This window comes from Streptomyces sp. NPDC060031 (assembly GCF_042736805.1).
GTDB lineage: Bacteria > Actinomycetota > Actinomycetes > Streptomycetales > Streptomycetaceae > Streptomyces.
Genome location: NZ_JBHWVM010000098.1, coordinates 1 through 25,610, shown reverse-complemented (window position 1 = coordinate 25,610; position 25,610 = coordinate 1). Strand labels below are relative to the sequence as shown.

Annotated in this window: 23 protein-coding genes and 2 pseudogenes; 12 read left to right on the top strand and 13 right to left on the bottom strand. The window is 70.6% G+C overall.

Going from position 1 to position 25,610, the window contains the following annotated elements; all coding sequences use genetic code 11:
• A partial coding sequence (locus tag ACFWB8_RS31305) for an NAD(P)H-dependent oxidoreductase (RefSeq protein WP_385234644.1) occupies nt 1-778 on the top strand: 778 nt, incomplete at its 5' end.
• 218 nt (nt 779-996) lie between these two features.
• On the opposite strand, the gene ACFWB8_RS31300 is transcribed toward ACFWB8_RS31305, so the two are convergent.
• A complete protein-coding gene (locus tag ACFWB8_RS31300; RefSeq protein ID WP_385234641.1) occupies nt 997-1,437 on the bottom strand; it encodes a hypothetical protein in 441 nt (146 codons plus the stop codon).
• Between ACFWB8_RS31300 and ACFWB8_RS31295 the strand changes: the two are divergent.
• Nucleotides 1,385-2,036, top strand: a pseudogene (locus ACFWB8_RS31295) (maleylpyruvate isomerase N-terminal domain-containing protein); the annotation flags it as partial. The gene ACFWB8_RS31300 and the pseudogene ACFWB8_RS31295 sit on opposite strands and share 53 nt — an antisense overlap.
• Nucleotides 2,037-2,118: 82 nt before the next feature.
• Here ACFWB8_RS31295 and ACFWB8_RS31290 read toward each other — a convergent pair.
• On the bottom strand, nt 2,119-2,988 hold the full coding sequence (locus tag ACFWB8_RS31290; protein ID WP_385234638.1) for an oxygenase MpaB family protein: 870 nt from the start codon (nt 2,986-2,988) through the stop codon (nt 2,119-2,121).
• A gap of 277 nt (nt 2,989-3,265) precedes the next feature.
• Nucleotides 3,266-4,774, bottom strand: coding sequence for an MFS transporter (locus tag ACFWB8_RS31285; protein WP_385234635.1), 1,509 nt, complete (start codon nt 4,772-4,774; stop codon nt 3,266-3,268).
• A 140-nt stretch (nt 4,775-4,914) separates the two neighbouring features.
• Between ACFWB8_RS31285 and ACFWB8_RS31280 the strand changes: the two genes are divergently transcribed.
• Together ACFWB8_RS31280 and ACFWB8_RS31275 are read left to right on the top strand one after the other, a co-directional pair.
• Nucleotides 4,915-5,634, top strand: a complete 720-nt coding sequence (locus ACFWB8_RS31280) for a TetR/AcrR family transcriptional regulator (protein ID WP_385234632.1) — start codon at nt 4,915-4,917, stop codon at nt 5,632-5,634.
• Nucleotides 5,627-5,962 carry a DUF6204 family protein gene (locus ACFWB8_RS31275; protein ID WP_385234629.1) on the top strand — a complete coding sequence of 112 codons (336 nt, stop codon included), beginning with the start codon at nt 5,627-5,629 and terminating at the stop codon, nt 5,960-5,962. Before ACFWB8_RS31280 ends, ACFWB8_RS31275 begins: the two co-directional genes overlap by 8 nt.
• 163 nt (nt 5,963-6,125) lie before the next feature.
• Here ACFWB8_RS31275 and ACFWB8_RS31270 read toward each other — a convergent pair whose 3' ends face one another.
• The 3 genes from ACFWB8_RS31270 to ACFWB8_RS31260 form a co-directional block, all read right to left on the bottom strand.
• Nucleotides 6,126-6,896, bottom strand: coding sequence for a helix-turn-helix domain-containing protein (locus ACFWB8_RS31270; protein ID WP_385234626.1), 771 nt, complete (start codon nt 6,894-6,896; stop codon nt 6,126-6,128).
• Between the two features lie 73 nt (nt 6,897-6,969).
• Nucleotides 6,970-8,202 carry an aromatic acid exporter family protein gene (locus tag ACFWB8_RS31265; protein ID WP_385234623.1) on the bottom strand — a complete coding sequence of 411 codons (1,233 nt, stop codon included), beginning with the start codon at nt 8,200-8,202 and terminating at the stop codon, nt 6,970-6,972.
• 229 nt (nt 8,203-8,431) lie between these two features.
• Nucleotides 8,432-8,944 carry a GNAT family N-acetyltransferase gene (locus ACFWB8_RS31260; RefSeq protein WP_385234620.1) on the bottom strand — a complete coding sequence of 171 codons (513 nt, stop codon included), beginning with the start codon at nt 8,942-8,944 and terminating at the stop codon, nt 8,432-8,434.
• Between the two features lie 243 nt (nt 8,945-9,187).
• Between ACFWB8_RS31260 and ACFWB8_RS31255 the strand changes: the two genes are divergently transcribed.
• From ACFWB8_RS31255 to ACFWB8_RS31235, 5 genes are all read left to right on the top strand, one after another.
• Nucleotides 9,188-10,555 carry a polysaccharide lyase family 1 protein gene (locus ACFWB8_RS31255; protein ID WP_385234617.1) on the top strand — a complete coding sequence of 456 codons (1,368 nt, stop codon included), beginning with the start codon at nt 9,188-9,190 and terminating at the stop codon, nt 10,553-10,555.
• A 285-nt stretch (nt 10,556-10,840) separates the two neighbouring features.
• Nucleotides 10,841-11,317, top strand: coding sequence for an RICIN domain-containing protein (locus ACFWB8_RS31250; protein ID WP_385234614.1), 477 nt, complete (start codon nt 10,841-10,843; stop codon nt 11,315-11,317).
• Between the two features lie 494 nt (nt 11,318-11,811).
• Entirely contained in the window at nt 11,812-12,405 is a 594-nt protein-coding gene (locus tag ACFWB8_RS31245) for an expansin EXLX1 family cellulose-binding protein (RefSeq protein ID WP_385234611.1), read from the top strand.
• Between the two features lie 131 nt (nt 12,406-12,536).
• Entirely contained in the window at nt 12,537-13,064 is a 528-nt protein-coding gene (locus ACFWB8_RS31240) for a SigE family RNA polymerase sigma factor (protein ID WP_385234608.1), read from the top strand.
• The gene (locus tag ACFWB8_RS31235) at nt 13,061-13,873 is read left to right on the top strand and encodes a hypothetical protein (RefSeq protein WP_385234605.1); all 813 of its coding nucleotides are present in this window, start codon (nt 13,061-13,063) and stop codon (nt 13,871-13,873) included. The genes ACFWB8_RS31240 and ACFWB8_RS31235 overlap by 4 nt, the downstream gene beginning before the upstream one ends.
• Before the next feature lie 465 nt (nt 13,874-14,338).
• Here ACFWB8_RS31235 and ACFWB8_RS31230 read toward each other — a convergent pair whose 3' ends face one another.
• From ACFWB8_RS31230 to ACFWB8_RS31215, 4 genes are all read right to left on the bottom strand, one after another.
• On the bottom strand, nt 14,339-14,596 hold the full coding sequence (locus ACFWB8_RS31230; RefSeq protein ID WP_385234602.1) for a hypothetical protein: 258 nt from the start codon (nt 14,594-14,596) through the stop codon (nt 14,339-14,341).
• A 1,699-nt stretch (nt 14,597-16,295) separates the two neighbouring features.
• Nucleotides 16,296-16,610, bottom strand: coding sequence for a hypothetical protein (locus tag ACFWB8_RS31225; protein ID WP_385234599.1), 315 nt, complete (start codon nt 16,608-16,610; stop codon nt 16,296-16,298).
• A gap of 2,219 nt (nt 16,611-18,829) precedes the next feature.
• Nucleotides 18,830-19,714 carry a hypothetical protein gene (locus ACFWB8_RS31220; RefSeq protein WP_385234596.1) on the bottom strand — a complete coding sequence of 295 codons (885 nt, stop codon included), beginning with the start codon at nt 19,712-19,714 and terminating at the stop codon, nt 18,830-18,832.
• Between the two features lie 10 nt (nt 19,715-19,724).
• Complete coding sequence (locus tag ACFWB8_RS31215) at nt 19,725-20,288, bottom strand: papain-like cysteine protease family protein (RefSeq protein ID WP_385234593.1); 564 nt, start codon at nt 20,286-20,288, stop codon at nt 19,725-19,727.
• Nucleotides 20,289-20,574: 286 nt separating this feature from the next.
• Between ACFWB8_RS31215 and ACFWB8_RS31210 the strand changes: the two genes are divergently transcribed.
• Nucleotides 20,575-21,303: a hypothetical protein gene (locus ACFWB8_RS31210; protein WP_385234590.1), complete on the top strand. Its 729-nt coding sequence runs from the start codon at nt 20,575-20,577 to the stop codon at nt 21,301-21,303.
• Between the two features lie 352 nt (nt 21,304-21,655).
• Here the strand turns inward: ACFWB8_RS31210 and ACFWB8_RS31205 are convergent, their stop codons facing one another.
• Together ACFWB8_RS31205 and ACFWB8_RS31200 are read right to left on the bottom strand one after the other, a co-directional pair.
• Nucleotides 21,656-22,363, bottom strand: coding sequence for a response regulator (locus ACFWB8_RS31205; RefSeq protein WP_385234587.1), 708 nt, complete (start codon nt 22,361-22,363; stop codon nt 21,656-21,658).
• 4 nt (nt 22,364-22,367) lie between these two features.
• Entirely contained in the window at nt 22,368-23,591 is a 1,224-nt protein-coding gene (locus tag ACFWB8_RS31200; protein ID WP_385234584.1) for a sensor histidine kinase, read from the bottom strand.
• Nucleotides 23,592-23,793: 202 nt separating this feature from the next.
• Between ACFWB8_RS31200 and ACFWB8_RS31195 the strand changes: the two genes are divergently transcribed.
• Both ACFWB8_RS31195 and ACFWB8_RS31190 read left to right on the top strand, forming a co-directional pair.
• Entirely contained in the window at nt 23,794-24,441 is a 648-nt protein-coding gene (locus tag ACFWB8_RS31195; protein ID WP_385234581.1) for a hypothetical protein, read from the top strand.
• Nucleotides 24,442-24,449: 8 nt separating this feature from the next.
• Nucleotides 24,450-24,986: a hypothetical protein gene (locus tag ACFWB8_RS31190; protein WP_385234578.1), complete on the top strand. Its 537-nt coding sequence runs from the start codon at nt 24,450-24,452 to the stop codon at nt 24,984-24,986.
• Between the two features lie 413 nt (nt 24,987-25,399).
• Here the strand turns inward: ACFWB8_RS31190 and ACFWB8_RS31185 are convergent.
• Nucleotides 25,400-25,610: pseudogene (locus tag ACFWB8_RS31185) on the bottom strand (hypothetical protein); the annotation flags it as partial.

The following is a 25,610-nucleotide window of genomic DNA, read 5'->3' as shown; positions in this document are numbered from 1 at the left end:
CAGGGAGCGTTCACCAACAGCCGATGCACGCGGGCACACCACGACGGCGCACTTCTCAGCCAAGATCCGGTACACCACTCCACGGGACACCATCGAGGTACGGGTGAGCGATCTGTACGCGATGAACTGGAAGGCGGTCGTGGACGCCGCGGACTACGGCCCCGACGCCTCAAGTCCGCTGAAGGTCGCCCGGGACTCGGGCCGGGCCTTCGACGCCGGGACGCTCACCCCGGACGTCCGCGCCGAGCAGGAGAAGCTGCTGTGGGCCGACACGATCATCTTCCAGTTCCCGCTGTGGTGGTACACGATGCCCGCGATCCTCAAAGGCTGGGTAGACCGGGTGTTCACCTACCACTTCGCGTACGGCGTCGGCGAGCACAGCGCCACCAAGTACGGCGAGCGCTTCGGCGAAGGCACCCTCGCGGGCAGAAAGGCACTGCTGTCGGTGACCGCCGGCGGCCCGGAGTCGCATTACGCCGCTCGCGGGATCAACGGCCCCATCGACGATCTGCTGTTCCCGATCCACCACGGCATCCTCTACTACCCGGGCATCGAGGTGCTGCCGCCGTTCGTGCTGTACGGCACCGACCGGATGACCGGCGAGGACTACCCGGACGTCGCAAAGGCCTGGGAGCAGCGCCTGCTCACCCTGGAGTCGACCGAGCCGATCGCGTTCCGGCGGCAGAACTTCGGTGACTACGAGATCCCCTCGCTGCACCTGAAGGAGGGACTGGAGCCCGCGGACCGCACGGGTTTCGGGCTGCACGTGCGCGGCTGACAGCCGGCGATGGCCAGGCGCGAATGTGCCGAGCGGTACGGCTTCGGTGCGGAACGTGCGCCGCCTCGTCCACCTGACCTGACCTGACCGAACGGTTCGGGCCGTGGAAGACGGTCCGGCGACGCCCGCAGGGCTGCGGAGGGAGCCCGGCCGCGGTGGGGCGGGGTGCGGAGTTCGCCCCCGCCCCCGCCCCCGTAGCCGGGGCGCAGCGTACCTGCTCAGGCTGCGTCGTCGTCCAGTCTCGTGAGGACGGCACGCAGCGCCCGGGCGCGGCCGCTGTTCTCTGGGACCCGTGAAATACACGAGCGGAGACGGCGGACCGACGCCAGCCGGACCTGGCCTGCACCGATGGAGTCGATCACCGCGCCGACCGCGTGGAAGGCCCCGTACTGGTTGAAGGGCATGTTCTCCTCGACGGCCGCCTCCACCAGTGCCGTGAGGTACTGCGGCCCCGGCGTCGCGTACAGGCGCGCGTATGCGGTCAGGCGCGTCCTGCCGTCGTCCGAGGCGAGCGCTGCACTCAGGTCCATATCGGCCAGCTGCGGGGTGACCCTCACCAGCTCGGCGAAGATCTGCTCCTGACGGTAGGTCCGCCCGGGACTGGAGGGTTCGCTCCGCTGGGCCACCACCATCGCCGCAGGGCCCGCCGCCGAGGCCAAGTCCGCAGCGGAGGACGCACCGGCTGTGCCTCGGGAGCGCGAGGCCCTGCTGGCCTGGTCGGCCGCATCGACGCAGGAGCTACTGGACGCGCTGCGGGAGGCCGGCCCGGATCGCGGCTGCTGGACGTGGTGGGGTACGTCGCAGTCGCCGCAGACCTGCGGTGCCGTCGCCCGGCACCAGCTCCAAGAGATCGCGGTGCACACCTACGACGCCCAGGTCACCGTGGGTGCCCCGCAGCCGCTGCCGGCCGAGGTGGCGGGCGACGGTGTCGACGAGTTCCTGTCCACCTGCTGCGCAACTCCGAGCGCCTGGCCGCACGAGGCCGGGGCCGTCGACTTCCACGCCACCGAGGGCCGCTCCTGGCGCCTCTCGCTCGACGCCGACGGTGCACGTCCCGTCCGTCTCCCCACGCCCGGCACCACGCCCGCCACCGCCACCGCTGCTGGCCAGGACCCGGACGCGCCCGTCGCCTCCGCCCGGGGCACGGCCAATGAGCTGGTCCTCGTCATGTACGGCCGAATCCCCACTGGGCTCCTTGCAACTCGACGGCGACCGACGTCAGTTCGAGCTGCTCCAGACCTGGGACCCGGAGGCGTAGGACGCCGTTCTCCTGCTCCTGGCCGGCCGCGCCCTGCCTGCCGGCTGACTGCGATTTTCGGGCGGCCGTCTGGGGCACCGGCTCAGCGCAGCGGTCGGGACGGCGGGGCCATCGCCCACCGGATCGTGCGCGTCAGGGCGTGCCCGGACAGGCGTACGCAGGTTGCCCCGGGGCCCGTCGCGGGGCGCAGACCGAGAAGGGCCGGAGCCCACGGGGGCAGCAGGTTGACCGCGTTCGCGGCGAGCAGCGCGTACGGGGCGCGGGCGGGCCAGGGCAGCGGCGGGTGGCGGAGGATGAAACGGGCCGCGTCGAGGGCCTCGGGCGTGGCCCGCAGCTCCGGCCGGTACCGCGTCAGCAGGGCTGTCAGCGCGGCCCGGTCGCGGGGCGGGTCCACCACGCCGAGGGCCGTCGCCACGCGCGCGGTGTCCGCGACGTAGGCGTCACAGCCCGCCGCGTCCAAGGGCTGCGCGCCGAAGCGCTGGTGCGCCCGCAGAAAGCTGTCGACCTCGGCCGCGTGCACCCAGCCCAGTAGGTGGGGATCGGCAGCGCGGTACGGCTCGCCGGCCGCGGTGGTGCCCCGTATCCGTTCGTGGACCGCCCGAACCCGCTCGACGGCGTCCTGCGCGTCCTGTGCGGTGCCGTAGGTGGTGACGGCCAGGAAGGTGCTGGTGCGTTGAAGCCTGCCCCACGGGTCGCCACGGAAGCCGGAGTGTGCCGCGACGGCGGCCATGGCGAGCGGGTGCAGGGACTGGAGCAGGAGTGCGCTCAGGCCCCCGATGAACATCGAGGCGTCGCCGTGCACCGTGCGGATGGGCCGGTCGGGGCCGAACCAGCGAGGTCCGGGCGTGTTGTGGATCCGGGCGCGGTTGGCGGGGCCCGACGGCCCGGCCACCCGGCTGAACAGCGTCGAGCCGAGCCGCTCCCGCAGGGTCAGGCCTTCGGTCGCAGGCATGTCCACGATGGTGTCCTACCCGCTGTGAGCTCGGCTCATTGCTCCGGGCGGGGACGTCCGAGACGTCCGCTGCGGCTGCCCGGCGCCCCGGCCCGCAGGGGGCTGCCAAGGGCCTCGGGTCCTCGTTCTCGGCCGCCACGATCCGGCGGGCTGATCGTGGCTCTGACCTGGCTCTATGCCCGTACGGTGACCACACGGCTAACGGGTTCCCGTCGCCGTCGCCGTCGCCGTGGCCTTCACCACCCCGCAAGCACCCGGCGTCGCTTCGTCACTCCTCCTACCGGTGCGCCGCTTCCGGTTGCGGGGCCGGTTGGCCGGCGGCGGCCCACGGGGTGACACCCCGTGGCGGGCGGAGGAGCAGCGCGACGAGGAGCGCCGCGGCTGCCAGGGCGGCGCTGCCGCAGCGCAGCGCCAGGTGCAGGGCGTCGATGAAGGCGGCGTTCACGGCGTCGCGGACGGGGGCGGGCAGGGCCGCGGTGCTGTCCGGGGCCGTGCCAGGGAGGTGGCGGCCGAGTTCGGCCGGCGCGCCGAGCCGGTGGAGCGACTCGGTCAGGGTGGCGGTGAGCCGACTGCTGAGGACGGCCCCCAGGGCGGCGACGCCGATGACACCGCCGATCTCGCGCAGGGTGTTGAGGGTTGCGGAGGCCATGCCGGCCCGCTCCGGGGCGACGCGCTGCATGATCGTGAGGGACACGGGGGTGAACGTCATCCCCATGCCGAGGCCCATGGTGAGCAGCACCCAGACGTACTGCGGGTAGCGGGCGTCCGCGCCGTAGAACGAGAGGGCGCCGAGCGCCGTGGCGCACAGGGCCAGGCCGGTGACGAGCGGGAGGCGGGGGCCGTGGCGTGAGGTGAGCGCGCTCGACAGCGGCGCGGCGACGACGATCATCGCGGTCATCGGCAGGCCCGCCAGGCCCGCGTCCGACGGGGACCAGCCCATCACGTTCTGCATGAGCAGGGGCAGGAAGAACGCGGCTCCGAACATGCCGAAGCTGATCATGAAGCCGCTCACCGCAGCGCCGGTGACCACCCGGTCCCGGAAGAAGCACAGGTCGAGCATGGGGTCGGCGCTGCGGGCCTCGACCGCGACGAAGGCGGGCAGGGCCAGGGTCGCCACGGCGGCGAGGGCGAGCACCCGGGCGTCGGTCCAGCCGCGGCTGGGCCCCTCGATGAGCGCGTACACGAGTGAGCCGAATCCCAGTGCGGAGAGCGCCTGGCCTGGCAGGTCCAGCCGCTTGGCGCGGGCCGCGAACTCGGGGAGCACCCGGGCTGCGAGCAGCAGTCCCGCCACCCCGATCGGGACGTTGATCCAGAAGACGCCGGCCCAACCGAAGGTGTCCACCGTCGGCCCGCCCAGGACCGGGCCGACGGCCAGGCCCAGAGCGGAGACGCCGGACCAGAGGCCGACGGCTCTGGCCCGTTCCTTCTCGTCCGTGAAGACGTGGCGCAGGATGGACAGACTGCCCGGTGTGAGCAGTGCCGAACCGAGGCCCTGGAGCATCCGGGCGGCGATCAGCGTGCCGATCGAGCCGGACAGCGCCGCAGCCGCCGAGCCCGCCGTGAAAACGGCCAGGCCGGTGAGGAAGATCCGCTTGCGGCCGTACCGGTCGCCCAGGGTGCCGCCGGTGAGCAGCAGGGCCGCGTAGACCAGGCTGTAGCCCTCCACCACCCACTGAAGTCCGCTGACGCCGGCGTGTAGTTGCTGCCCGATGCGGGGCAATGCGTTGTTGACGATGACGTTGTCGAGCATCGCCATGAACATCGTGGCGCACAGTGTGGCGAGCACGAGCCCTTTGTGTCGGCCGGGCGGCTTCATTTTCACACTCCCTAACAGTGTTAGTCGGGTGTTCGGTGCGGCTAGACTGCCCCTAACAGTGTTAGTTGGCAAGCGGGATTCCCGACGGGACCCGTGGACGGAGGTGGCCGATGGCCGTAGAGGGCAGCGCTGATGACGGACCGTCACAGCCGGGGCTGACCCGCCAGGCGCTCGTTCAGGCGGCCCTGCGGGTGCTGGAGCGCGAGGGCATCAACGGCCTGTCGATGCGCAAGGTCGCCGCCGAGCTGGGGGTGAAGGCGGCCTCGTTGTACTGGCACGTGCGCAACAAGGAGGAGCTGCTCGACCTGCTCACCGACGAACTCATGGCCGACGCCGAGGCGCCGCCCCGGGAAGGCGACTGGCGTGAGCAGTTGCGCGAGTACTGCGTGCGCTACCGCCGGCATCTGCTCGGCAAGCGCGACGCCGCCAAGGTCGTCGCGGGCCGGCTCGCGCCGGGCCCCTACCTGCTGCGCCTGATGGAGGACCAGCTCGGCCGCCTGCGGGAGGCCGGCTTCTCCGACGCGGACGCCGCCATGATCAGCTACCTGCTCGGCGCGTTCGTCCAGGGCTTCGTGCTCCAGGAGCTGGGGCCCATCTCCGCGTCCGAGGCCATGGGTGCCAGCCGCCGCGAGGCCGCCACGGCCGCGGGGGAGCGGTTCCGCCGGCTGTCGCCGGACTCCTTCCCCAGCTTGGTCGCACTCGCCGATGACCTGACCGACCCGTCCATGGAAGCCCGTTTCTCGTTCGGCCTCGAACGCCTCCTGGACGGACTGTCCACCCTGCTGGAGCAGGGCTCCGATGTACGAAGTGAAGGGACGCCCCATGAGTGAGCGCACATACCGAGTGATCGTCCGCGGCGTGTTCGCCGCACTTGACGACGCCCAGCGCGCCGGACTTCTTGCCTCCGCCGACGAACACGACATCCTCAAGGCCGCGTTCACCGAGGACGGCACCCTCATTTACGACCGGGAGCTGCGCACCTTCACCTTCCGCTGCGTCGTCCGGCAGGCGGCCGACCTCGAGGGCGAGGCGGCGGGCGGTGCGGCCTGCGACCGGGCCGCCGCGGCTCTCGCCGAACGCGGCATCGGCCATGGCGTGTTGCGTACCCAGGTCACCAGCGTGGACGACATGAAGGTCCGGCGGCCCCGACGAGGTTGATTGCGTGGAGTACTCGATGGCCTCGCTGCTTCGCTTGAGGTGACGAGGTGACGAGGTGACGAGGTGACGAGGCGACGAGGTGACGAGGCGACGAGGTGACGCTGTGGAGTCGATCGGGGCGGTTGAGCTCCGCCTCCGTCTTGCGCCAGTCGAAACCGTCGGCTCACTCGGCGAGTAGCCGCCACGCGGTGAGGGCAAGTCTGGCCCGTACCAGACCAGTGGGCTCGGTGAGTTCGATGCCCAGGGTCTTCGCGAGCTGTTCGAGTCGACGGGCGACGCTGCTGTGGTGCAGGTGGAGGAGCTCCGCTGCCCGGCGTAGGGAGCCGGTGGCGCAGTAGGCGTCCAGAGTCTCCACGTCTTCCGGGTTGCCGGAGATCCGCGCGACGGCGGCCACGTCTGCGTTGTCGCGCGAGGCGTCCGGGGGGACCTCGGCCAGCGCCAGCGAGCCCAGGTCGCCGTAGCGGACGACCGGTTCGCGCGGGCCGGTGAAGCGCAGGGCGGTGCGGGCTTGCCGCCAGGAGCGGTCGGGGCTTTCCGCGGAGCCGATGCCCGCACGTACGCCCGCCGGAAACCGGGCCGGGTCGATGGCGGTGGCGCTGGCCAGGATGACGCCCATGTCGGCGAGAGGCGCGGCCTTCACCGGGCCGGCCGTGCACACCAGCCCGCCGAGCTGGTCGAGCGGGAACGGAGACCGTACGGCGACGACGCGGACCGGCAGGCCGGCGGCGAAACCCAGCAGCCGTAGCGCCCGGGCTCTGGCCGCCTCGTCGATGTCGGCGCTGATCGCCAGTTCGACGAGGGCGGGTCGGCCATGGTGGTGCGGGCCGGGCCGTACTGTTCGGCGACGGCCGCGGCGGCGATGGCGAGCCGGCCGCCCCGGCTCGGGCCGCGGCCCTGTGCGGCCTGCCACCCGCCCCAGGCGGATGTGGGCCATCGAACGGCCACGCCTGCCAGCGCAGACTCTGCCTGCCCGGCCTGCGCCGGGCAGCCCTGCTCACGGGCGAACGCTACTTCGACAGCACGCCGTCGTCGCTGCCCCGGCCTCGCCGCCGCAAGAGCCCGCGCAGACGCTCTCCCAGGCCGCCCGTGCGCCGGGTGCGGGTGTGGTCGTCGAGTTCCTCCAGCAGGCGCTGAGAGCGCTTGTCCACGCCCAGTTCGTCGAGGACCCGGTCGATCTCGGCGAGCAGCGCACCGTGCAACTGCCAGTGCGCCGGATCCTTGCGGGCATCGGCCATCAGCAGGTGCGCGAGCCGGTCGCGGTGCGCCCCGGCCACGGTCAGCTCCGCAGTCAGTCGGGCCTCCGCCTCTTCGGCGTTGGCGCTGACCTGCGCGGTGATCAGCTGGGCGAAGCTCTCCACGGCGATGGCCGTGTGACGCAGCACCTGCTGCAGCGCGCTCGTGGTCTCGGGTCCGAAGAGCGGACCGTCGGGGCGGGCCTTGGCCAGGTCGGTGAGCGTACGACAGGCCACGCGGAGCACCACCGCGCAGATCTCCAGCGTGTCCAGTCCGGTGCGCAGCACCAGCCGGAAGAGCAGGCCCTCCTTGACCCGCGGATTGAGCCGGAGGCTGTCCTCGGCCTGCCGGAGGGCGGCATCGACCTGCGTGATGTCGTTGTCGAGCCGGCGTGCCTCGTGCAGCCGGGCCGCGGCCTGCTCGACCTTGCCCGGTCCGAGGGGCTCCTCGCCGAGGTGATCGAGGAGCCGGCTCATACGGGTGGCGAGGTTGGTGATCGCGATGCCCGCGGAGTCGACCCAGAGGGGTGGCGCGAGGAGCAGGTTGACCAGCAGCCCGACCGCCGCGCCGATCAGCGTCTCCAGGACCCGGTCCCACGCCGTGTTCGCGACCTGGGTGACGCCGAGCACGAGCATGGCGCTGATCGCGACCTCGGGCACGAACTCGTCGACGCGGACCAGGTGCCCCACCACCAGGGAGGCCAGGATGAGCAGACCGAGGCTCCACCACGTGAGGCCCACCAGCACGCTGAAACCGATCGCGATCAGGACGCCGACGATCACCGAGTTCACCCGCCGGATGCTGGTGGTCAAGGTCGAGTAGAGGGTGACCTGGACGACGAGCAAGGCGGTCAGTGGGGCGGTCAGGGGGTTCGGCTCGTTGCTGAGCTGGAGCGCGACGACGTAGCTGATGACGGCCGCCGCGGTGGAGCGCAGGGCCTGGACTGCGACGGGCTCGCGTCGGCGCCGAGCGACACGGGTGGCGAAGCTGCTGATCATTTCCGGCATACCTGAGCCCTTCCCGCGCCGGCCCCGGATAACGCGCTCCGGGCGATTCTCCTCCCACGCCCGTGCCCCGGCCCCGGTTTGGGCCGGGCGGTTGTGCCGACCGGCGGGTGATGGCCGCTGGGGCCGGGTAGGTGCGGGCCGATGGCGAGGCCCACTCCTCGGGCCGTTCACCCGCGGATGCGAGCAGGAGCCGATCCACGCGGGCCAGCCGGTCACCGGAAGGGCGGGGCTAGGAGGCGGGCCTGCCGGTCAGTTTCCTTTCCCAGAACACTTCATCGCGCCATGCGCCGTCGGCGTAGAAGTGTTCGTGGGCGATGCCCCAGGAACTGAATCCGTGCTTGCGGAGGATCGCCTGAGACGCGAGGTTGTCCAGCTGGGTGTGTGCCTCCAGCCGATGCAGGTCCAGCTCGTCTTCGGCGATCCGCAGCGCGAGGCCGACGGCACGGCTCGTGTGCCCGAGTCCCTGGTGGAGAGAAGAGACCCAGTAGCCGAGGAATCCCTTCTGGAACGGGCCGCGCAGGATCGAGCTGATGCTGACTTGCCCGATGACGGTCTCGTCGCAGACCACGACGCCGGGCCACGCGAGCCCCTGCCCATGGGAGGCCAGAAGGGATTCGATGACCGAGGCTTGCCCGTCGGGCGTGTAGAACCCTGCGGGCCTCACGGGCAGCCAGCGCGCATGCGCCTGCTTGTCCTGGGAGAGCAGGCCGGCGAGTGCGGGGCCGTCGGAGGGCTCGACCAAGCGAATCAACGTGGAGCTCACGGGTGTTCTGCCGTCTTGTCAGCTGCGGGAGTCGGTCGGGTGCGCGGGAGTCTATCGCCTCGCCGCCGTCGGCGAGCATCACTGCGAGACCGGTAGCGATCCGGCCTGGGTCACGCCAGTGCCGCGCGGCCGAAGCGGCCGGAGCACGGATGGCGGCAACCTTTCACGCAGCGGCGGCAACTGAAGCACTGACAGCCCGTCTCACCGAAGGAACGACATCACGTGTCTGCTTCATCGCACCGCCGCTCGCCCGCCCGGAAACGTCTGGTCCTGATCGGTGCCGCCTCCCTCGTGGCCGCCGGTCTCGCGGCCGTACCGCTGACCATGAGTGCGGGCGCCGCCACCGTCGACCTCGCGCACGCAGTGCTGCCGACCAATGACGGCTGGGCTGCCAGCGGCCCGGGCACCACTGGCGGACGGGCCGCCGACGCGGCGCATACCTTCACCGTCTCGACTCGCGCCGAGCTGGCGAAAGCGCTCAAGGCCGGCCCTGCCGGCACCCCGCGGATCATCCAGATCAAGGGGGCGGTGAACGTCAACACCGACGACTCCGGCAAGCCCCTCAACTGTGCCGACTACGCAGCCGGCACGGGCTACTCGCTGAACGCGTACCTGAAGGCCTACGACCCGGCCAGCTGGGGTCGCTCCAAGCTGCCCTCCGGCGCACAGGAATCGGCGCGTGCCGCGGCGCAAGCCCGCCAGGCCGCGCGCGTGGTCCTGAACGTTCCCTCCAAGACCACGATCGTCGGCGTGCCCGGCTCCGGCGCGGCGATCGTCGGCGGCAGCCTCCAGGTGAGTAACGCGGACAACGTCATCATCCGCAATCTCAGCTTCAGTGACACCCGCGACTGCTTCCCCCAGTGGGATCCGACCGACGGCTCGACGGGTAACTGGAACTCCCAGTACGACGCGGTCTCGGTGCGCCGCTCCACACACGTCTGGGCCGACCACAACACGTTCGGCGACGGCCCGCACTACGACAGCTCGAACCCGTCCTATTTCGGCCGCGAGTACCAGGTCCACGACGGCGCCCTGGACATCACCAACGCCTCCGACCTCGTGACCGTCGAGTACAACCGGTTCACCAACCACGACAAGACCATGCTCATCGGCAGCAGTGACAAGGACACCAAGCTCCGGGTGACGCTCCATCACAACCTTTTCCAGGGGATCGTCCAGCGCGCCCCGCTCGCCCGGGTCGGCCAGATCCACCTGTACAACAACTACTACGACACGGCGCCGCTCAACGGCTACGCCCACAGCTACAGCATCAACTCCCGGGCCAACGCCCAGATCGTCGCCCAGAACAACTACTGGGCCCTGTCCGGCGGCCGGAAGGCCTCGCAACTGCTCAGCGGGGACGGCACCGGAGCGGTGGCGGGCAGTGGCAACCTGGTCAACGGCACCGTGACCGACCTCGTCGCCGCGTACAACGCCGAGCACTCCAGCAAGAAGATCGCGACGGCCGTGAACTGGACGCCGGAGCTGAACGCGGGCCTGGAGCCCGCGAGCGGTCTGCCCGCCAAGCTCACCAAGACAACGGGCGCGGGCGTACTGAACGTGACGGGCGGCAGCACCGCCACTCGGTAGCGGCGTGATGGTCGCTCAGCCCCTCGGCGCCGTCCCGGCCCACCGGGCACCGCGACCGCATCAGGTGGACCTGCCCTGCCGGAAGGCCCGCGCCGCCGCGCAGGCCGGCTGCCTCCTTGAGCGAACGGCAACCTTTCCCGCATCAGCGGCAACTGACGGGCGACCCCGTAGGCGATCCCACCCGCGATCACACCTACGGGTCGTCCGATCCACCGCCGCGCGCCGCCGTGCACCGCTGACCCGAGCGGGTGACACCGGGCAGGGCCCAAGCAAGGAGTAGCCCCCATGAACGAGAAGGATCCCACGGTGGACGGCCGCGACCGCGGCCGCGGCCGCCCGCCCGGCGGCCTGCGGCGTCCTCGGGGGCGCCACCGCCGGCGCCGGACGATGCTGGGCCTTGCGCTGGGAGTGGCCGTTGTTCTGGGCCCCCATCTGCTGTTCGTGCAAGCCGACTCGGAGGCTGCCACGGTGGATCCCGGCGCCTACCACGGGTTGGTGTCCGTCCGCGGCGACAAGCTGCTGGACGGGCCCGGGGCGGACACGTCGGACGGAGCGTGGGTACGGAAGGCAGGCCGCGGGGCAGGTGCCGCGAGTCAGCCGTGGCGGCTGATCCCGGCAGGAGACGGCTACTCCAAGCTGGAGAACCGCAGCAGCCACGAGGTCGTCGGAGTGCGGGGTGTTTCCAGGGACTCTGGCGCCGCCGTCGAGCAGGTGTACCTGGGTGGTTACGGACGCGGCGTGTTGCACGGCGACCCGTCCTGACCGACCCCGTCCGTGGGCGGGCGGTCCGGCGCGGAAAGAAATCGGCGCCGGACCGGCAACCTTTTCGTCTTCCGCGGCCACCAAGCAGTGCAACGTCGACTTGATCTTCCGAATGGATGGGCATGAGAGCAACGAAGCACGGCGTCCCGCGACCGTGGCACAGACGCGGGCTGGTCATGGGGATACCCCTCGCGCTGGCGGCCGTCACCCTGCTGGCGTGCCTGGCCGTCGCTCTCCTTCCCGGGAGCGGAGCCGGCGGCGGACGACCCACTGCCGCAGCCGCAGCGGCCACCGCGGCCACCGCGGCCACCCGGGCGAGTGTGCCTGCCACCGCCGGCACCCCGACTGATGCCACGCCTTCGACGGCGCAGCCACAACTGACGAGCCCCCCGCCCTCATCGCCCACCGCGACTCCCTCTCCGTCTCCCTCGGCAGGGAGCGGCACGCGCACGGCCTCGACCCCGGCGTCCGGGGCAGGCCGGATCAAGCCGTCGGTGACCTATCACGGCGTCGCGACCTCGTACGCCGCGGGCGACGGCTCAGGCGCCTGCCTCTACGGCCCCTCGGGTGATCTCATGATCGCGGCGATGAACCACACCGACTACGAGTCGGCCAAGGCATGCGGGTCGTACGTGCTCGTCCGCGCCGCCAATGGGGTCAGCGTCACGGTACGGATCGTCAACGAGTGTCCGCTGCCCTGCGCACCCGGGCAGCTCGACCTCAGCAACGAGGCCTTCGCCGAGCTCGCCGATCCCTCGCTGGGCCGAATCCCGATCACTTGGACGCTGGTCAGTCCCGGCGCACCGGACGCGATCTCGATCCGGTACAAGGCGGGGTCGACCAAATGGTGGTGCGGGATCCAGGTGATCGGCCACCGCAACCCGGTGGCGACGCTCGAAGTGCGAACCGCGAACGGCTGGCGGCGGCTCTCCCGCACCGATTACAACTACTTCCTTTCCCCCGACGGCAGCGGGTGCGGTGGGGCGATCCGCGTCACCGACATCTACGGGGAACAACTGGTGCTCGACGGGGTGGCGTTGAAGCCGGACGTCGTACAACCGGCCCGCGTCCAGTTCGCGCGGCATTGACCGGGTCGCTCGCCCGCTGGCCGTCAGAGGCCCGCCCAAGGGGCGACCACCATTCCGGTCCGGTAAAGGACATTGGTACGCTCAGCCTGTCTGTTAACGCTCACATTACAGGGAGAGGGCGACCGGGGGAGATGCTCCTCGATGACACGTCTGCGGAGTTCCAAGACTTCTTCGAACGCCACTACGCCGAACTCGCCCGTCTCGCCCACCTGCTGACCGGCGAGACGGACGCGGCCGACGATCTCGCCGCAGACGCCCTGATCGCCCTGTGGCAACGCTGGGACCGGCTCCGCGCGGCCGACTATCCGCTCTCCTATGCCCGTGGGGTGGTTGCCAACATGGCCCGGGAACGGATCCGCAGCGCGGTGCGCGAGCGGCGCCGGATCGCGCTCTTCTGGTCCCGCAGTCCGGAGAAGACGAACGGCCCCGACGTGGCGGCCGTGCTGGACGTCCGCGCGGCGCTCGCCCGGCTGCCGTTCCGCAAGCGGGCGTGCGTGGTGCTGCGCCACGCCTTCGACCTGTCGGAGAAGGACACCGCGCTGGCTCTGGGCATATCGGTCGGTACGGTGAAGAGCCAGACCTCGAAGGGAATGGCCGAGCTGGAACGCGTACTCGACGTGCCAGCGGTGGGAACATTTGCAGGGAGGAGGGGCCGGTGAACGAGGACGTCAGCCGACGGCTGCGTGAGGCCGCCGATGCCCACCAACCAGACCGAGCGAGGATGCGCGCCCGCGTCGAGCTCGCCCGCATCGAACGCGGCGCGTCTCGGGCTCCGGTCCGTCACCGCCCACTGCCGATCCTGAGATCCTGGCCCAAGGCCGCGCTCGCCTGCTTCGCCACGGCCGGGATCCTGGCGACAGGTGGTTTCGCCGTCGCCGGCATCGTCCGGACGCCGCCCCCGTCAAACACCCCCACCGCTCCGGCCGTGCCTTCCCCGGTGGGCGCCTCCCCTTCGACGTCCCCGACGGCCGTCTCTCCCCCCAGGACGTCGGCTCCCCCCACCTCCGCCGGCCCGACCCCCAGCACCCCCGCCCCGGGCGGCTCGCGCCCGACTCCGTCGGCGAGCAGCCGGGTCCAGAGCGGGCCGCTGTGGTCGGAGGGCTCGATCGACCCGCACAGCACCGTCTACTGGGCCCAGAGCAACGTCGTTCTCAAGGCCACCCAACCGCTCACCTCGCTCACCGTGGAAGTCCGCATCGCACAGACCGGCGACGTACGAAACACCGGAAACTGGCGGACCCTCCCGAGCGACGACTTCACCGTCACGGTTCAGGAGACCGGCGGTGCGCTGGTCTATCACTGGGCCCTCAAGGCGGGCCGTACCGTGCCGGCCGGCCAGCACGAATTCGCCGTGCAGTACAACCACGCCACGGGCGTGCGCAGTGCGGCGGACGACAGCTACCGCGTCGACGCACTGAGTTCGGGCAGTGCTGTCGGGGTCTGGGGAGGGTTTCCCCGAGCGCAATAGGGAGCGGGGAGCTTCCAGAGGGTCCAGGTGTTCTCCGGGCATCGCGCGGACGATGGCGCGCTTCTCGCGGGTTCGGTCGCGCCGGCGCTGGGTCAATCTGCCACGTCGGCGGGTCGGCGGGTCAGCGGGTCAGTCCCGGGGTCTGTTCGACCACCCTCCGCAGCCCGGGCACTCGGCACCGGCAGACCTACGGGTGACGCCGATCCAGATCGACTCGCCGGCGTCCCCCGCAGACATCACCGCGACCTCGATCGGACTTCCCCGACACCGGCCTGCGCTGGGCGGGGGGCTGGTGCAGGCCCTGACCGACGCCGTGTGAACCGCGTGCCACTGGAACCGCGCGGGCACCGTGACCTGGCCCTCGGAGAGAGCCTCGACCTCGTCCTTCTGAAGTCCCCGGACTGGCCAGAGCGGGGTCGACGTTTGCTACGACGCTGCCTGAGGCTCTCCCACCCTGTCGGCATGTCACCGTTGGTGCTGCAGAGCACCAGCACCTGCTGCGATGACTTCGGCGAGCCGGTTGGCGAAGTCCGCGTTGCATCCTCCGAGCCGGACGAAGCCGTGGCTGGCCACCGGCCCGTCGTTGCTCAGGGAGGGAAGGGTCAGGTCTGCGAGCGCGAGCGCCGCCTGCAGGTTGGTGACGGCGTCTTCGCCGGCCTCGTAGGCGGCGTCCTGGCGCCGCTTGTACTGGATTCGCTCGACGTAGGTCAATTCGTACGCCATGTTGCTGACCTCTCGTGGTAGATGTGGGTGTGGGGCGCCGGAGGGGCGCGTTGTGCATTCGGTTCAGCGGGGGGTGGCCCCTACCCGGTGCGCCGGCCGTTGCGCACGAAGCCGGTGACCGCCACGGCACTGGTCACCTGCGCGGCACGCACGCCGCAGCAGCCAACGGCGCCGGCCCCCGTTGCCGGGCAAGGCATGACCGTTCCCCACAGCACGTTGCTCGTGTGTGCCGCAGTGACCGGACGTCGAAGTTCGGGGTGTGGGTGCGGGGTGGGCTCCGAGCCGCACATGCGGTAGATGGGGCCGCTGGGACAGGAGTGGGCAGGCCGTCGGGTTGAGTCTGCCTACGGCCCGTGACTATCGGTTTCGATCTTCGTTTCAAAGGTGCAGGCGAGCACCCCTTTGACGTGTGGGAAGGACCGGATTGGCCAGGGAGTTAACGGCTGTTGCCGCCTCCGCTCCTCGTGGTGGCAGCCCATGCGTGGCTCGACCCTCTCGCCCCGGATTCGCCTTCCCGCGCTGGGACGGCGGACCGACCTCGCCGATGGCACGGCTGTCGGCTGGCCAGACTCCACTGACGGTACGGACTTGCGCCCAGCCCTGCTGCGGGAGCTCCCTGCCTTCCGCCGGGCAGACAGTTGCGGAATCCGGAAGTGCCCCCGCGTCGCCGCTGCGACGTCGATCGCCGTTCCGGTGCCCCGGCGCTCCGCCGCCTGTTGCAGCAAACGCAACCCATTGCCCGAGCCAACAGGCGTCGAGTTGACCCGCGCAAGGGGCACTGCCGCATACGTACGACCGTCATGCGCCCTACCCGAATCTGTGACTGTGGGACGAGCGAATGGCCCTGTCGTCTGCCGAGGGGTAGCCGGGAGGGACCGTGTCCGGGCTGTGTCTGGCCGCGGCCGTCCGTCTGAGCTGAGCGGGCGCAGAGGGCGCCGGGTTTCGGTGCCGTGGAGCGACTTGGCGAGGCGGTCGCGTGAGGGTGATCTGGCGGACCAGCTGTTGGAAGCAGGCCAGCGCCGCGACGGCGGGAAGGGCGGACGCCGCACCGGCGGCGATCGTTCTGGGTGCCTGGGCTACGCACAGAAGTGTGGCCAGGGTGGAGAACAACCAAACGATGGACCAGGAATGGAGCGCGCGGCGCTGGTGCAGAGCGGATCTGAGGATGGACAGGGAGGCGACCATCCAGGGGCCGTAGATCAGCAGGGGCCACCAGCTGACCACTTCGCGGGCTGTGTGGGGTGCGGCGCTGTGGCGCAGGGCGTCGCAGATGGCCATTCCACTGAGGATGCTCACCACAGCGGCGATGGCGGTGACCAGCGCGGCGGTGAACAGACTCCCCGTTTGCAGCAGGGTCCCTACCGGCGACTTCGGCGGGTTCCGGCGGTGCCCGCTGGAGGGCGGTGTGGGCGGACGCTCGGCAGGGGTGTGCTTCAGTCCTGCGGCGAATCCCATGGTACTGGCCGTGTCACCGGTGTAGTCGAAGCCGACTCGGGTGAACGGCTCCGACTGTCCGGGTGTAGCGCTCTCCTGGAGAAGGCTGGCGAATTCCGTCGCCGGATCCCACGGCGTTTGCACCTCGCCCGGCCCGCCGAGCGTTTGCCCGGGGGAGGAGTGCTGTACGTGCTCTGACCGGCCCCAGAACGCGGCGGTCTCCGGCTGGGGGTGGAGGCTTTGGATGCCCGGGTATCCGTACGGCTCATACACGGGAGCTGCCACCCGAGCACTCGTTGACCGCCGTTGCGGATGGTGCCGCCTTGCCGGACCGCCGGCCGAACTCCACCTGGATCATGCTCATCGTATGGAGGAAGTCCTCGAAGATCGAGGACGAGTAACGAAGATCGATTTCCAGCCCTTCGTGTCCCAGCGTCGCGTTCCGGGTCTCGCCAAAGTCGGTTGAGGGCGGAGTGAACATCCACTTCCCGATCCGGGTGGCACCGGAGTGAAAGCCGCCTCCCTGTCCGTCTTCCTCTGCAGTCCTGCGGAGGGAGATGGGGAGCTTTGTTGTTGTCATATTCCATAAACGCTCCTGATGTTGGTCTGGGTGTGTGCCATCCGGGTGATGGTGGTCGCGGAATGTGCGTTGACGCTCTCCTATCGGTTCTGCAAACCAACCAGGAGCGCAGCGTCCGCGCCCTCTCGCGCCGCCACGCCGCGACTCCGGAGACGATGCGCTGCGCCTGGACGCAGGCAGCGCGACGGACCCGTCACCCCATGAGACCCGTCACCCCATGAGACCCGTCGCGCACCCACCTGGGCGGCTGATGGCAAGGCGCGCACTCGGCTCCCGCCGCGGGCCGTCATCCCTGTCTGCCCTCGAACGTTGAGCGCTGATCGCCGGCTCCGTCGACTTCGCTTCCCGGGTATCGGACGGCGCATCGTCCCACAGAGGCGCGCCGATCCTCGGCTCGTGGTCCGCCGGGTCGCCTGCCGGCCCTCCTCCGGCCACCACAGCCACCGGCTGATCATCGGTAAATAGGCCGACAGATTGCTGCGCATGGCTGCAATCGGAGGAGGGGACGCAACTCCGCATATGCCACTGCGTTATGCCGAGGGATCGCCTGGGCTCCGGTCCTGTGCGCACCCCTTGAACCTCAGCCTTCGAAAGGACCAGCTGTGGGAGGCATCCTCCTGTGGATCGTGCTGATTTCCACTGCACTAGGCACAAGTTTCACCGCGCTGACGTCATCAGGGATTGGCCGGCTCTGGGGCGTGGACGCCCTCGAACTGAGGCGCCAACAACGCTTCACGCACGTTCTGTCCCTCCATGTACAAGCGGCCCGTCCATCTCGTCTGGCACCCGCAGCGCCGGTACAGGACGGGGAGAAGCCCGTCAGTGTCTCCCCACGTTTGAGTGCGGAGCCGCCCCGAGACGTCCATCAGTCGTGTAGCCCACCCTGCACACCGGACCGTTCCGACAGGGCACCTTGCTGGCAGTCAACGCCACTCGCTGAACAGCCGCAGCTCTGACGACTCGCTGGCCCCCCTTCGCCTCCCCGGGACGATGGCGTCGGCGCGGCGGGCGGCACATCCCTGCCGGCTCCGCGGCGAGACGCGTGACGCCTGCGCCTCGCGTATATCGCTTCGCGAGCCGTGGCCCGAAGATCCCGACGCGGCAGGCCGGTGAACCGTCCAATTCCGCAGGTCAGTAAGCCGCTCCGCCAGCCCTCCTGGTCAAGCGCGCCAAACCGAAAGGGCGGCTGGTGCTGCTGAAAAACCCCGGCAATCCGCACATTGCAGCGTGCGTTAAAACCCCGGCAATCCGGACACTGATGAAGGTGCGTAAAAGCCTATGTAGTTTGCACATTGCTCGTTTTTGGCTGCCGAATGGGGCATGCTAAAGCGGCGGTGGCTCGTCCAATTCATGCTCGATGTACTTATGTGCTAGACGTTGAAAGAAATGTCGAGACATGTCTGAACCGAAAGAATTATCATCCTTCTATTACCGGGAAGGTCCGCCTCGGCAATTAACGAGGACCGGCCCTCCTTCCTCGGGGCGTCCCCGGCGCCAGGTCCTTTCCCCCACGGCGCGCGGCGGAGGAGCCCATCTCGTCCGCCCGTCCGACAGAAGGGCCTGGGTCTCCCCGAACGGCTGGCTACAGTCCGCGAGAAGGGTTGCATGAGGATGGCCCCTGGTAGTGACCCAGCCGCTCGCGGCGTACGGTCGGCGGCAACACGGGTGGCGTGTATGGTGCGGGCGGCGCTGATGCAGGTCACACGCCGTCTGGCTGAAGCAGGCATCGCCGGCGGAACTACTCCGCCGCGCACGAACATGAGCTCGATACAAACGCTTCGGGACGAATACAGGGCGGGTTTCTCCCTGCCCCCGCCCCTGCCCCTGCCTCCACCAGCGACCGCCGCGAGCGACCGCCACGAATGCCCATGGTGCCGATCCCTCGGCAATCCCGAGCCTCGTGGCCGGTCCGGGCCCACTGACCATGGGCCATGAGGAACCCAGGACTCCGCAGGCCGCCCGGCACATCCGGACGCCGACGGCCTGGCGGCCACCCGACTGAACCGCGTCCCGACCGGCTCTCCGCGGCATGGAAACGCTGAGCGGCTCCACGTAGGCGGGGCAAAGTGACGCTCGGCCGGGAAACCTCCGACCGGGCGTCACCTGTGCGTTCGTGCCCCGCGACCCGGTTGAGGGCCCAGGTCTGACCTTCCGCTACGCCCCCTCGCTCCGTCCCGACTGGCTAGCCGGGCGGAGCGAGGGAGCGTACGGGGTCGGACTCAGCGGGTGGTTGCGCGCCGGCGCCGGCGGAGCACGAAGGCTCCGCCCGCGAGGGCGAGTGCCGTGCCGGAACCGCTGGCAAGTAGCAGGGTGGAGGACGGGGCGTCGTCCTCCTTGCGCTGGAGGCTGTAGCCGCCGGAGTAGCCCTTGGAGTCGTACTGCGAGCCGGGCAGCTTGTCGGCGTAGCGGGCCTTGACGAGTTTCTGGTAGTCGCTGAGTGACACCGACGCCTTGCCGCCCAGTCCTTGCCGGGCCTGGTCGTTGAGTGGCTCGACGGTGGTGAGCCTGAGCTGGTACCAGCCGCGGATCTGCGGCTCGGTGAAGACCAGCGTGCCCAGGCCGGCCTTGCTGGCGTATGTGGCGTCGCTGTCGCCGTCTCGCACGGCCGCCAGGTGCCAGCCGCCGCCCTGGGTGGGGGCGAGCATGACGGTGGCGTTGCGGCCGTTGACGGTGGTGCTCAGCGAAGAGACCAGCTGCGTCAGCTTGATCGCCTCGGTGGGCAATGGCTGGACAGTGCCCGCGACGAACCCGGGAGTGATCTCGTTCAGTGCCACCGGGTCCTTGATCGTGAAGACCGGGAGGCCCTGGCACGGTTCGGCCGTGTCGGGAATCGTCTCCACCTGTCCGCTGGCGCTGTCGGTGGGCACCGGGGTGCGCAGGAAGCGGCAGACGGCGTTGCGGAGGTCGGTGGACTTCACCGCGTTGAGGGCGGCCTGGTAGTCGGGGATGTCGGCCGGGAGGGGGTCCTTGGCCGGTGCCGCGTGCGCCGGACCGACGACGACGGACAGCAGTGCGGATGCACTCAGTGCGATGACGATGGACAGACGGGAGGAGCGAGAGGCCGCCCGCTTGTTGGACGTTCTGGTGCCGCTGGTGTCGCGCATGTCGCCTGCCTTAGCGGGAGATACCGATGCGGGAGTGAGTCCACTTGGACGAGCTGTTGCTCACGTAGTCGTTGTAGTTCCACCACGTGTACGTGGTGGTGTCCGGCCACGGGTCGGCCACAGCGATCGTGCTGTTCGACGTGTCGAAGCCGTAGACCACGTTCATGTGGCCGCCACCGGACGTCCACCCGATGCGGGCACCGATCGGCCGGGCCGCCTTGACGTCGGTGTACACCTGGTTGAACGTGGCCGCGCTGCTCAGGCCCGAGCCGGGGTGGGCGATGCCGAGGCTGCTCCAGCCCCTGGCCATGTCGTCGAGCGTGGCGGGCTGGTTGTTGCAGCCGTAGGAGGGCTGGGCCCGGTTGCAGAAGTCCGTCTGTGTGGAGCCGAAGCCCTGGAACTTGGCGATGGTCAGCCCGGAGGCGACCCAGCACCACTGGGTCTTCTCCTGTTTAAGCATGCTGATGGTGTCCTGACCTGCTTCCGCGTGAGCCGTGCCTCCCGCGGACGCGAGCGATCCCAAGGCGGCCAGCGCGATGGCCGACGCCGTGGTTCCGTACCTGAATCTGCCCATGTTCTGCCTTCCCTGATGGGTGCAACGAGATGAGCCGGGCAATCTGGGACGAATATGACAGCGCATCATGTCCAAGTCATAGGGGCCCGGCAGGAAGTTAACCCCTACTGACTATTTGCCGGGTAATCGTGCAACCAGGGTGGCGGTCCTGGCCGGGGAGAGTTCCGTCAGACAGGCGGTGACCTGGTTGCCCGGCAGACGGACCCCCTGGTAACGGCCGGTCGCGGCCGGGTACCCTCCGCCTGATCATCCGCACCGTTCCGGGGGACAAAGCATGCAGATACGCATGGCACGACGGGCTTTCGGCCTGCCGGCGCTGATAGCCGGCGCCGCACTGGCCCTCGTCGGCTGCGAGGTGGATCCCGGGAAGGCGGCGTCCGAGCCCGCGCCCCCCGAGCTCGCCTCCGCGTCCCCCTCGGCCCCGGCTTACGCGAGCCGACCGCTGACCGCAGAGCAGTTGGTGGCGGCCGCGCTGCCGGCCGGGAGGAGCCCGGACGCGTACGGGCACCCGGTCTCCGTCCGCAAGCCCGGGGTCAGCGGCCGGAAGTCCGAGCCGTCCGACCCCGCCTGCGGGCGGATGCTGGCGGCCGCCCACGCCCGGCAGCCCTCCCGCCCGGCCCCGGCCGTGGCCGAGCAGACGTTCAACTGGAGGGGCGACATCTACGGCGGCAACTCCACCCTCGCCTCGTACGGGAACTCCGGCGCGGTGGCGGCGTTCGCTGAGGTCAGCGAGGGATTGAGTACGTGCCGGTACTACGAGGGCGAGGGCCCGACCACGACCTACAAGGGCACGGTCACTGTCGACCCCGCCCCGCGGCTCGGGGACGAAGCGGTGCAGTTCGAGGTCACCGCCCCGACCGAGGGGGGCACGCACGTGACCCAGTACACGGTGGTCCGCGCAGGGAGCGTCGTCGCCACGTTCACCAAAATGTCGGTCGGCGGCCTCGACGTACGTGCCTTCCCGCCCGCCCTGATCGCCCAGCAGATCTCCCTCCTCCAGCAGGCTCAGAGCTGAGATGGTTCAGGCGCAGGGCGCCTGCTGCGGGGATCGACCGCACCGGGGCCTTCCCTGATCGGACGGGCGGCATCGCCCTGCCTCCGGCCCCGGGGCGGGAGCCGGCCCGCGCGCACGCGGCGTACGTCGAGCGTCGCCGTCAGGTCGGTCTGCTGCGGGAACGGAACGTCCAGCGCCACCGGTCCGGCAGGGCAGCCAGCCCGATCGTCACCAGCTCCTCGGTGACTGTGCCCAGGGCTCCATGAACGCGCCCTCCCGCCCGACCTCGATCACTGCCCCACCCCCGAGCTGCCGCTGCTGGCGGCCTCCCCTCGGCCCGGACCAGGCCGCGGTGACCATTGTGGGACGCGCCTCAGGTACCTGGGGTCCGCGTTCGTGCGGTGTCAGGGGTGCCGCTCGCCAGGCCGGTCTCCCAGGCCCACGCCGCGATACCCACCCGGTTGCGCACCGCCAGCTTCGCCTGGATGTTGGCGACATGGGTCTTGGCGGTGCCCGGAGAGATGAACAGCTCGGCGCCGACCTCGGCGTTGGTCAGTCCGCGTGCGACGAGCCGGGCGATCTCACGCTCCCGCGCGGTCAGGGGGTCCTCGGCTGCGGTCCGTGGTTCCGGAACGGGCTGCGGTCGGGGTTGCGGCGCGGACAGGCTGCGCAGCAGCCGGACCGTGAGCTGCGGGCTGATCAGGGTGTCCCCTGCCATCGCCGCCCGTACGCCCTCGATCAGGAGGTTGGGGCCCGAGCGCTTCAGCAGGAAGCCGCAGGCGCCGTTGCGCAGTGCGGTGTGCACATAGTCGTCGAGGTCGAAGGTCGTGACGACGACGACGCGGACGGGGTGTTCGGCGGTCGGGCCCGCCAGTAGCCGAGTCACCTCCAGGCCGTCCAGGTGCGGCATCCGGATGTCGGCGAGTACGACGTCGGGCCGCAGCGTGCGGGCGAGTTCGACCGCTGCCGCGCCGTCGGCGGCCTCCCCGACGACGGTCATGTCGGGCTGCGAGTCGAGGATGAGCCGGAAGCCGTTGCGTACGTCTTCCTGGTCGTCGGCTATCAGGATGCGGGTGGTCACGGGATCATGATGCCGTGGCCCCCGATCCGGTGGCGGGGAGGGTCGCGGTCACGCGCCAGCCGTCCTGGTACGGGCCAGAGGCGAAGGTGCCGCCGCAGGTGCGGACGCGTTCGGCCAGCGCGAGCAGTCCGCCGCCGCCCCTGGCGCCCCGGTCGAGGCGGGGGAGCGCGAGGAAGTGCGAAGAGCGGCTGCTGCCACCGTCGTTGGTCACGCTGACCTCGACGGTCGTACGGTCCGTGCTGAGCGCGACTCGCACACCGGCCGCTCCCGGCGCGTGCCGGCGGACATTGGTGAGCGCCTCCACCACGACCCGGTGCACCGTGGCAGCCCCCTCGCGGGAGAGCGCATCGGTGACGCCCGGGGCCAGGTCGAGGCGGGCCCGGATCGGTCCTGTTTCGCTGAACCGGTCCACCACTTCGCCGAGTTGGTCGGTGCCCGGGAGGACCGTACGGGCGCCACCCACGGCCTCGCCTCCGGTCAGGTCGCCGCTGTTGCCGTTGCCGTTGCCGTCGGGGTTCCTCTCGGCCGCGTGCAGCATCCGGACCGTACGGTCGATCGAGGCCAGTGCCGCGAGCCCGGCCCGCTCGATCCGTTCCAGAGCCTGGGTCGCCGCCGCCGGATCGTGCTGGGCCACGAACCGGGCCGCCTGGGCCTGCACGACGATGCCGCTGACGTCGTGGGCGACGAAGTCGTGCAGATCGTGGGCGAGTTCGAGCTGCTGGGCGCGGCGCGCGGCGAGGACCGCCTGTCGGCGGCGGTCCTCCATCAGGCGGGGATAGCCGCCGACGACGGCCGAGCCGACGATCGGAGCCGACCAGAAGGACATCAGGCCGAGGCACTCGAAGAAGGAGGCGTCCGGTACGAGCGGGACGGCCCATACGGCGACGGCCACGGCGCCGAGCCCGCCGCCCGCCAGGAGCTGCCGCCGGGGCGACCAGCGCACCGCCGCCGTCAGCAGCAGCAACACCGCTCCCACGGCAACCATGTGCCACACCGATCCCTCGGTCGTGCCGCGTCCGGGCCAGGCGAACGTGGCCACCAGCAGCAGTACGCCGGTGGCACCCGTGGCGGCCCCGGTCCACGTGCGCGAGCGCGGCCAGCAGCCGAAGGTACCGAGGGCGACTCCGACAGCCGAGAGCGCGGGCACCGGCCGTACGCCCAGGAAGAGCGTGGCGACACAGCAGGCGGCGGCCACGACGCTGACGACGGCACGATCCCGGAGTGCCATGCCCATGATCTTCACGCCCACGACCTTAGGGGCTGCCGGGGTCGGCGGCCTCTGCCGAACGGCATAGAGGATCCGTGGGGCCCTGACCCCGCAGCCGGTACGGATCTGCTCATCGGCCGATGGTCGCGGACCGTCCCGGTGGCGGAGGCTGATGCCACACCGAACAGCGGCTCAACCGGCCGCCGGGTCCAGGGAGTTCGACATGCTACGCAGTACCACCCTTCGTACGTCCGTCGTCGGCATCACCGCACTGGCGGTCATAGGCGGCCTCGCCGCTTCCGCTTCCGCCTCTGGCCCGGGTGCCGCCCCCGCCCCCGCCTCCGTTTCTGTCTCGGATGAGGCGAAGAAGACGCCGAAGGAATCGAGTCTCACCGGCTCCGCCAAGATGTACCGGGCGGACGGCCAGCAAGTCCGCTTCTCCTTCGACGCACACGGCTTCGCGCCGGCCGAGCCCGACGAGCCCGACGCCCCGGCCGGCACCTCGCGCGGCACCTTCCGGTTCAGCCACTACTCCGCCGACGGGAAGCAGGGCGCGTACGCCGAAGGCCGTATCGACTGCCTGCTGACCGGCGGTCCGGTCGCGACCGCCACCGGCGTCATCACGCGCTCCGACCTGCCCGCAGGTGCGGTCGGCAAGCGCGTCGGCTTCACCGTCTACGACGGGAAGGGCGACGGGAGGAAGGACCGGGTCGGCTACAGCTGGGCCGTGGCCGGCTTCGACGGGATGGAGGTGCCGAAGTGCCTGAGCGCCGCACCGTACGAGACCGTCGAGAGCGGCGACTTCAGGGTCGAGCACGTGCTCCCGGAGAACCCGTCGGAGAACTCAGGGAACTCGGGGAACAACGAATGAGAGCGGCCATGGAGTGCGAACCGAGCCGTCGAGTGGTGCGGCTCGCCCGTCTCGCCGCGCTCGCCCCGCTGCCCACGGGGCTGTGGCGGATCGCCGGAGCGGTCGGAGTGCCGCTCGGCTTCTCCGGGGAAGATCAGCTGGCTGACGTCACGTTCGGCAGCGGGTTCTCGCTTTATATGATCGGCCTGAGCGTGTTCGCCGAGGTGCTGGGCTTTCTCACCCTGGGGCTTGTACAGCGGTGGGGCGAAGTCGCCCCGCGCTGGCTGCCGCTGATCGGTGGCAGGCGCATCCCGCCGCTCGCCGCCGTGATCCCCGCCGGTCTGGGAGCCGCCGTGCTCACCCTGCTGGGAGTCATGGGGGCCATCGGCTGGAACGACCCGGGGAACATGGGCGCCCCCGGTTCCCCGACGGGCGTGGCGTATTGGGTGATGACGGCCTGCTACGTGCCCCTGGTGGCCTGGGGCCCCCTGCTGGCGGTCGTCACCGTCGCCTACCACCGCCGCCGCAGCGCCGCCGCGCCCGGCCGCCGGCTCGTCACCGCGTAACACCCGCTCCGCTGGCGACGGTGACGGACCGCCACACGGCCCGGCCGCCCTCGGCCGCCACGTCACATCTGGCCGACCGCGCGGGGTCGGCCGGACGGTACGGCTGCGCCCGGACACAGCCAGGCATGTCGGCGAGCACCTGGCCGCAGCCGGCCCCGGGCACCCCTGGTTCGTCGGCGGTCAGCAATCTTGACACGTGAGGCAGGGGCTATCCCGCAGTCTGGCTGATGGCTGAGACAGGGTCGTAGCCCTGCTCCACGAGGGACTGCGCGACGACCAGTCCGGAGCGGTTGTAGCCGGAGTGGCAGCGCAAGAGCACGGTGCGGCCGCGCGCAGGGCGTGTGTCGCGGTGCGAGCCAGCTGGACGGAGCGGATCTGGTCCGCAGTGAGCGGGCCGTCGGGGAGCTCGGTGATCAGGTGCTGGACCGTTGGGTGTGGTCCGTGGCCCGCGCGGTGAACAGGCTGATGACCAGGTCGAACTCGCCGCCAGCGACAGCCGGCCGGACTTCACCGGCGCGGTCGGTCCCCAAATGTCCGCCCATCCAGAGCCCTGGTCTGAACTGATGGCTCTTGCCGACGTCGAAGTGCGGTGCCGCGCTCGCCGGAGCGCCAGGCGATCCGGCG

What these genes read in the sequence shown, in the direction of transcription:
- ACFWB8_RS31195 (WP_385234581.1), top strand. Translation starts at nt 23,794, where the DNA reads ATGCTACGCAGTACCACCCTTCGTACGTCCGTCGTCGGCATCACCGCA.
- ACFWB8_RS31275 (WP_385234629.1), top strand. Translation starts at nt 5,627, where the DNA reads ATGAGTGAGCGCACATACCGAGTGATCGTCCGCGGCGTGTTCGCCGCA.
- ACFWB8_RS31250 (WP_385234614.1), top strand. Translation starts at nt 10,841, where the DNA reads ATGAACGAGAAGGATCCCACGGTGGACGGCCGCGACCGCGGCCGCGGC.
- ACFWB8_RS31240 (WP_385234608.1), top strand. Translation starts at nt 12,537, where the DNA reads ATGCTCCTCGATGACACGTCTGCGGAGTTCCAAGACTTCTTCGAACGC.
- ACFWB8_RS31290 (WP_385234638.1), bottom strand. Translation starts at nt 2,988, where the DNA reads ATGCCTGCGACCGAAGGCCTGACCCTGCGGGAGCGGCTCGGCTCGACG.
- ACFWB8_RS31270 (WP_385234626.1), bottom strand. Translation starts at nt 6,896, where the DNA reads ATGGCCCACATCCGCCTGGGGCGGGTGGCAGGCCGCACAGGGCCGCGG.
- ACFWB8_RS31220 (WP_385234596.1), bottom strand. Translation starts at nt 19,714, where the DNA reads ATGCGCGACACCAGCGGCACCAGAACGTCCAACAAGCGGGCGGCCTCT.
- ACFWB8_RS31265 (WP_385234623.1), bottom strand. Translation starts at nt 8,202, where the DNA reads ATGCCGGAAATGATCAGCAGCTTCGCCACCCGTGTCGCTCGGCGCCGA.
- ACFWB8_RS31280 (WP_385234632.1), top strand. Translation starts at nt 4,915, where the DNA reads ATGGCCGTAGAGGGCAGCGCTGATGACGGACCGTCACAGCCGGGGCTG.
- ACFWB8_RS31230 (WP_385234602.1), bottom strand. Translation starts at nt 14,596, where the DNA reads ATGGCGTACGAATTGACCTACGTCGAGCGAATCCAGTACAAGCGGCGC.
- ACFWB8_RS31190 (WP_385234578.1), top strand. Translation starts at nt 24,450, where the DNA reads ATGGAGTGCGAACCGAGCCGTCGAGTGGTGCGGCTCGCCCGTCTCGCC.
- ACFWB8_RS31210 (WP_385234590.1), top strand. Translation starts at nt 20,575, where the DNA reads ATGGCACGACGGGCTTTCGGCCTGCCGGCGCTGATAGCCGGCGCCGCA.
- ACFWB8_RS31215 (WP_385234593.1), bottom strand. Translation starts at nt 20,288, where the DNA reads ATGGGCAGATTCAGGTACGGAACCACGGCGTCGGCCATCGCGCTGGCC.
- ACFWB8_RS31200 (WP_385234584.1), bottom strand. Translation starts at nt 23,591, where the DNA reads ATGGCACTCCGGGATCGTGCCGTCGTCAGCGTCGTGGCCGCCGCCTGC.
- ACFWB8_RS31225 (WP_385234599.1), bottom strand. Translation starts at nt 16,610, where the DNA reads ATGACAACAACAAAGCTCCCCATCTCCCTCCGCAGGACTGCAGAGGAA.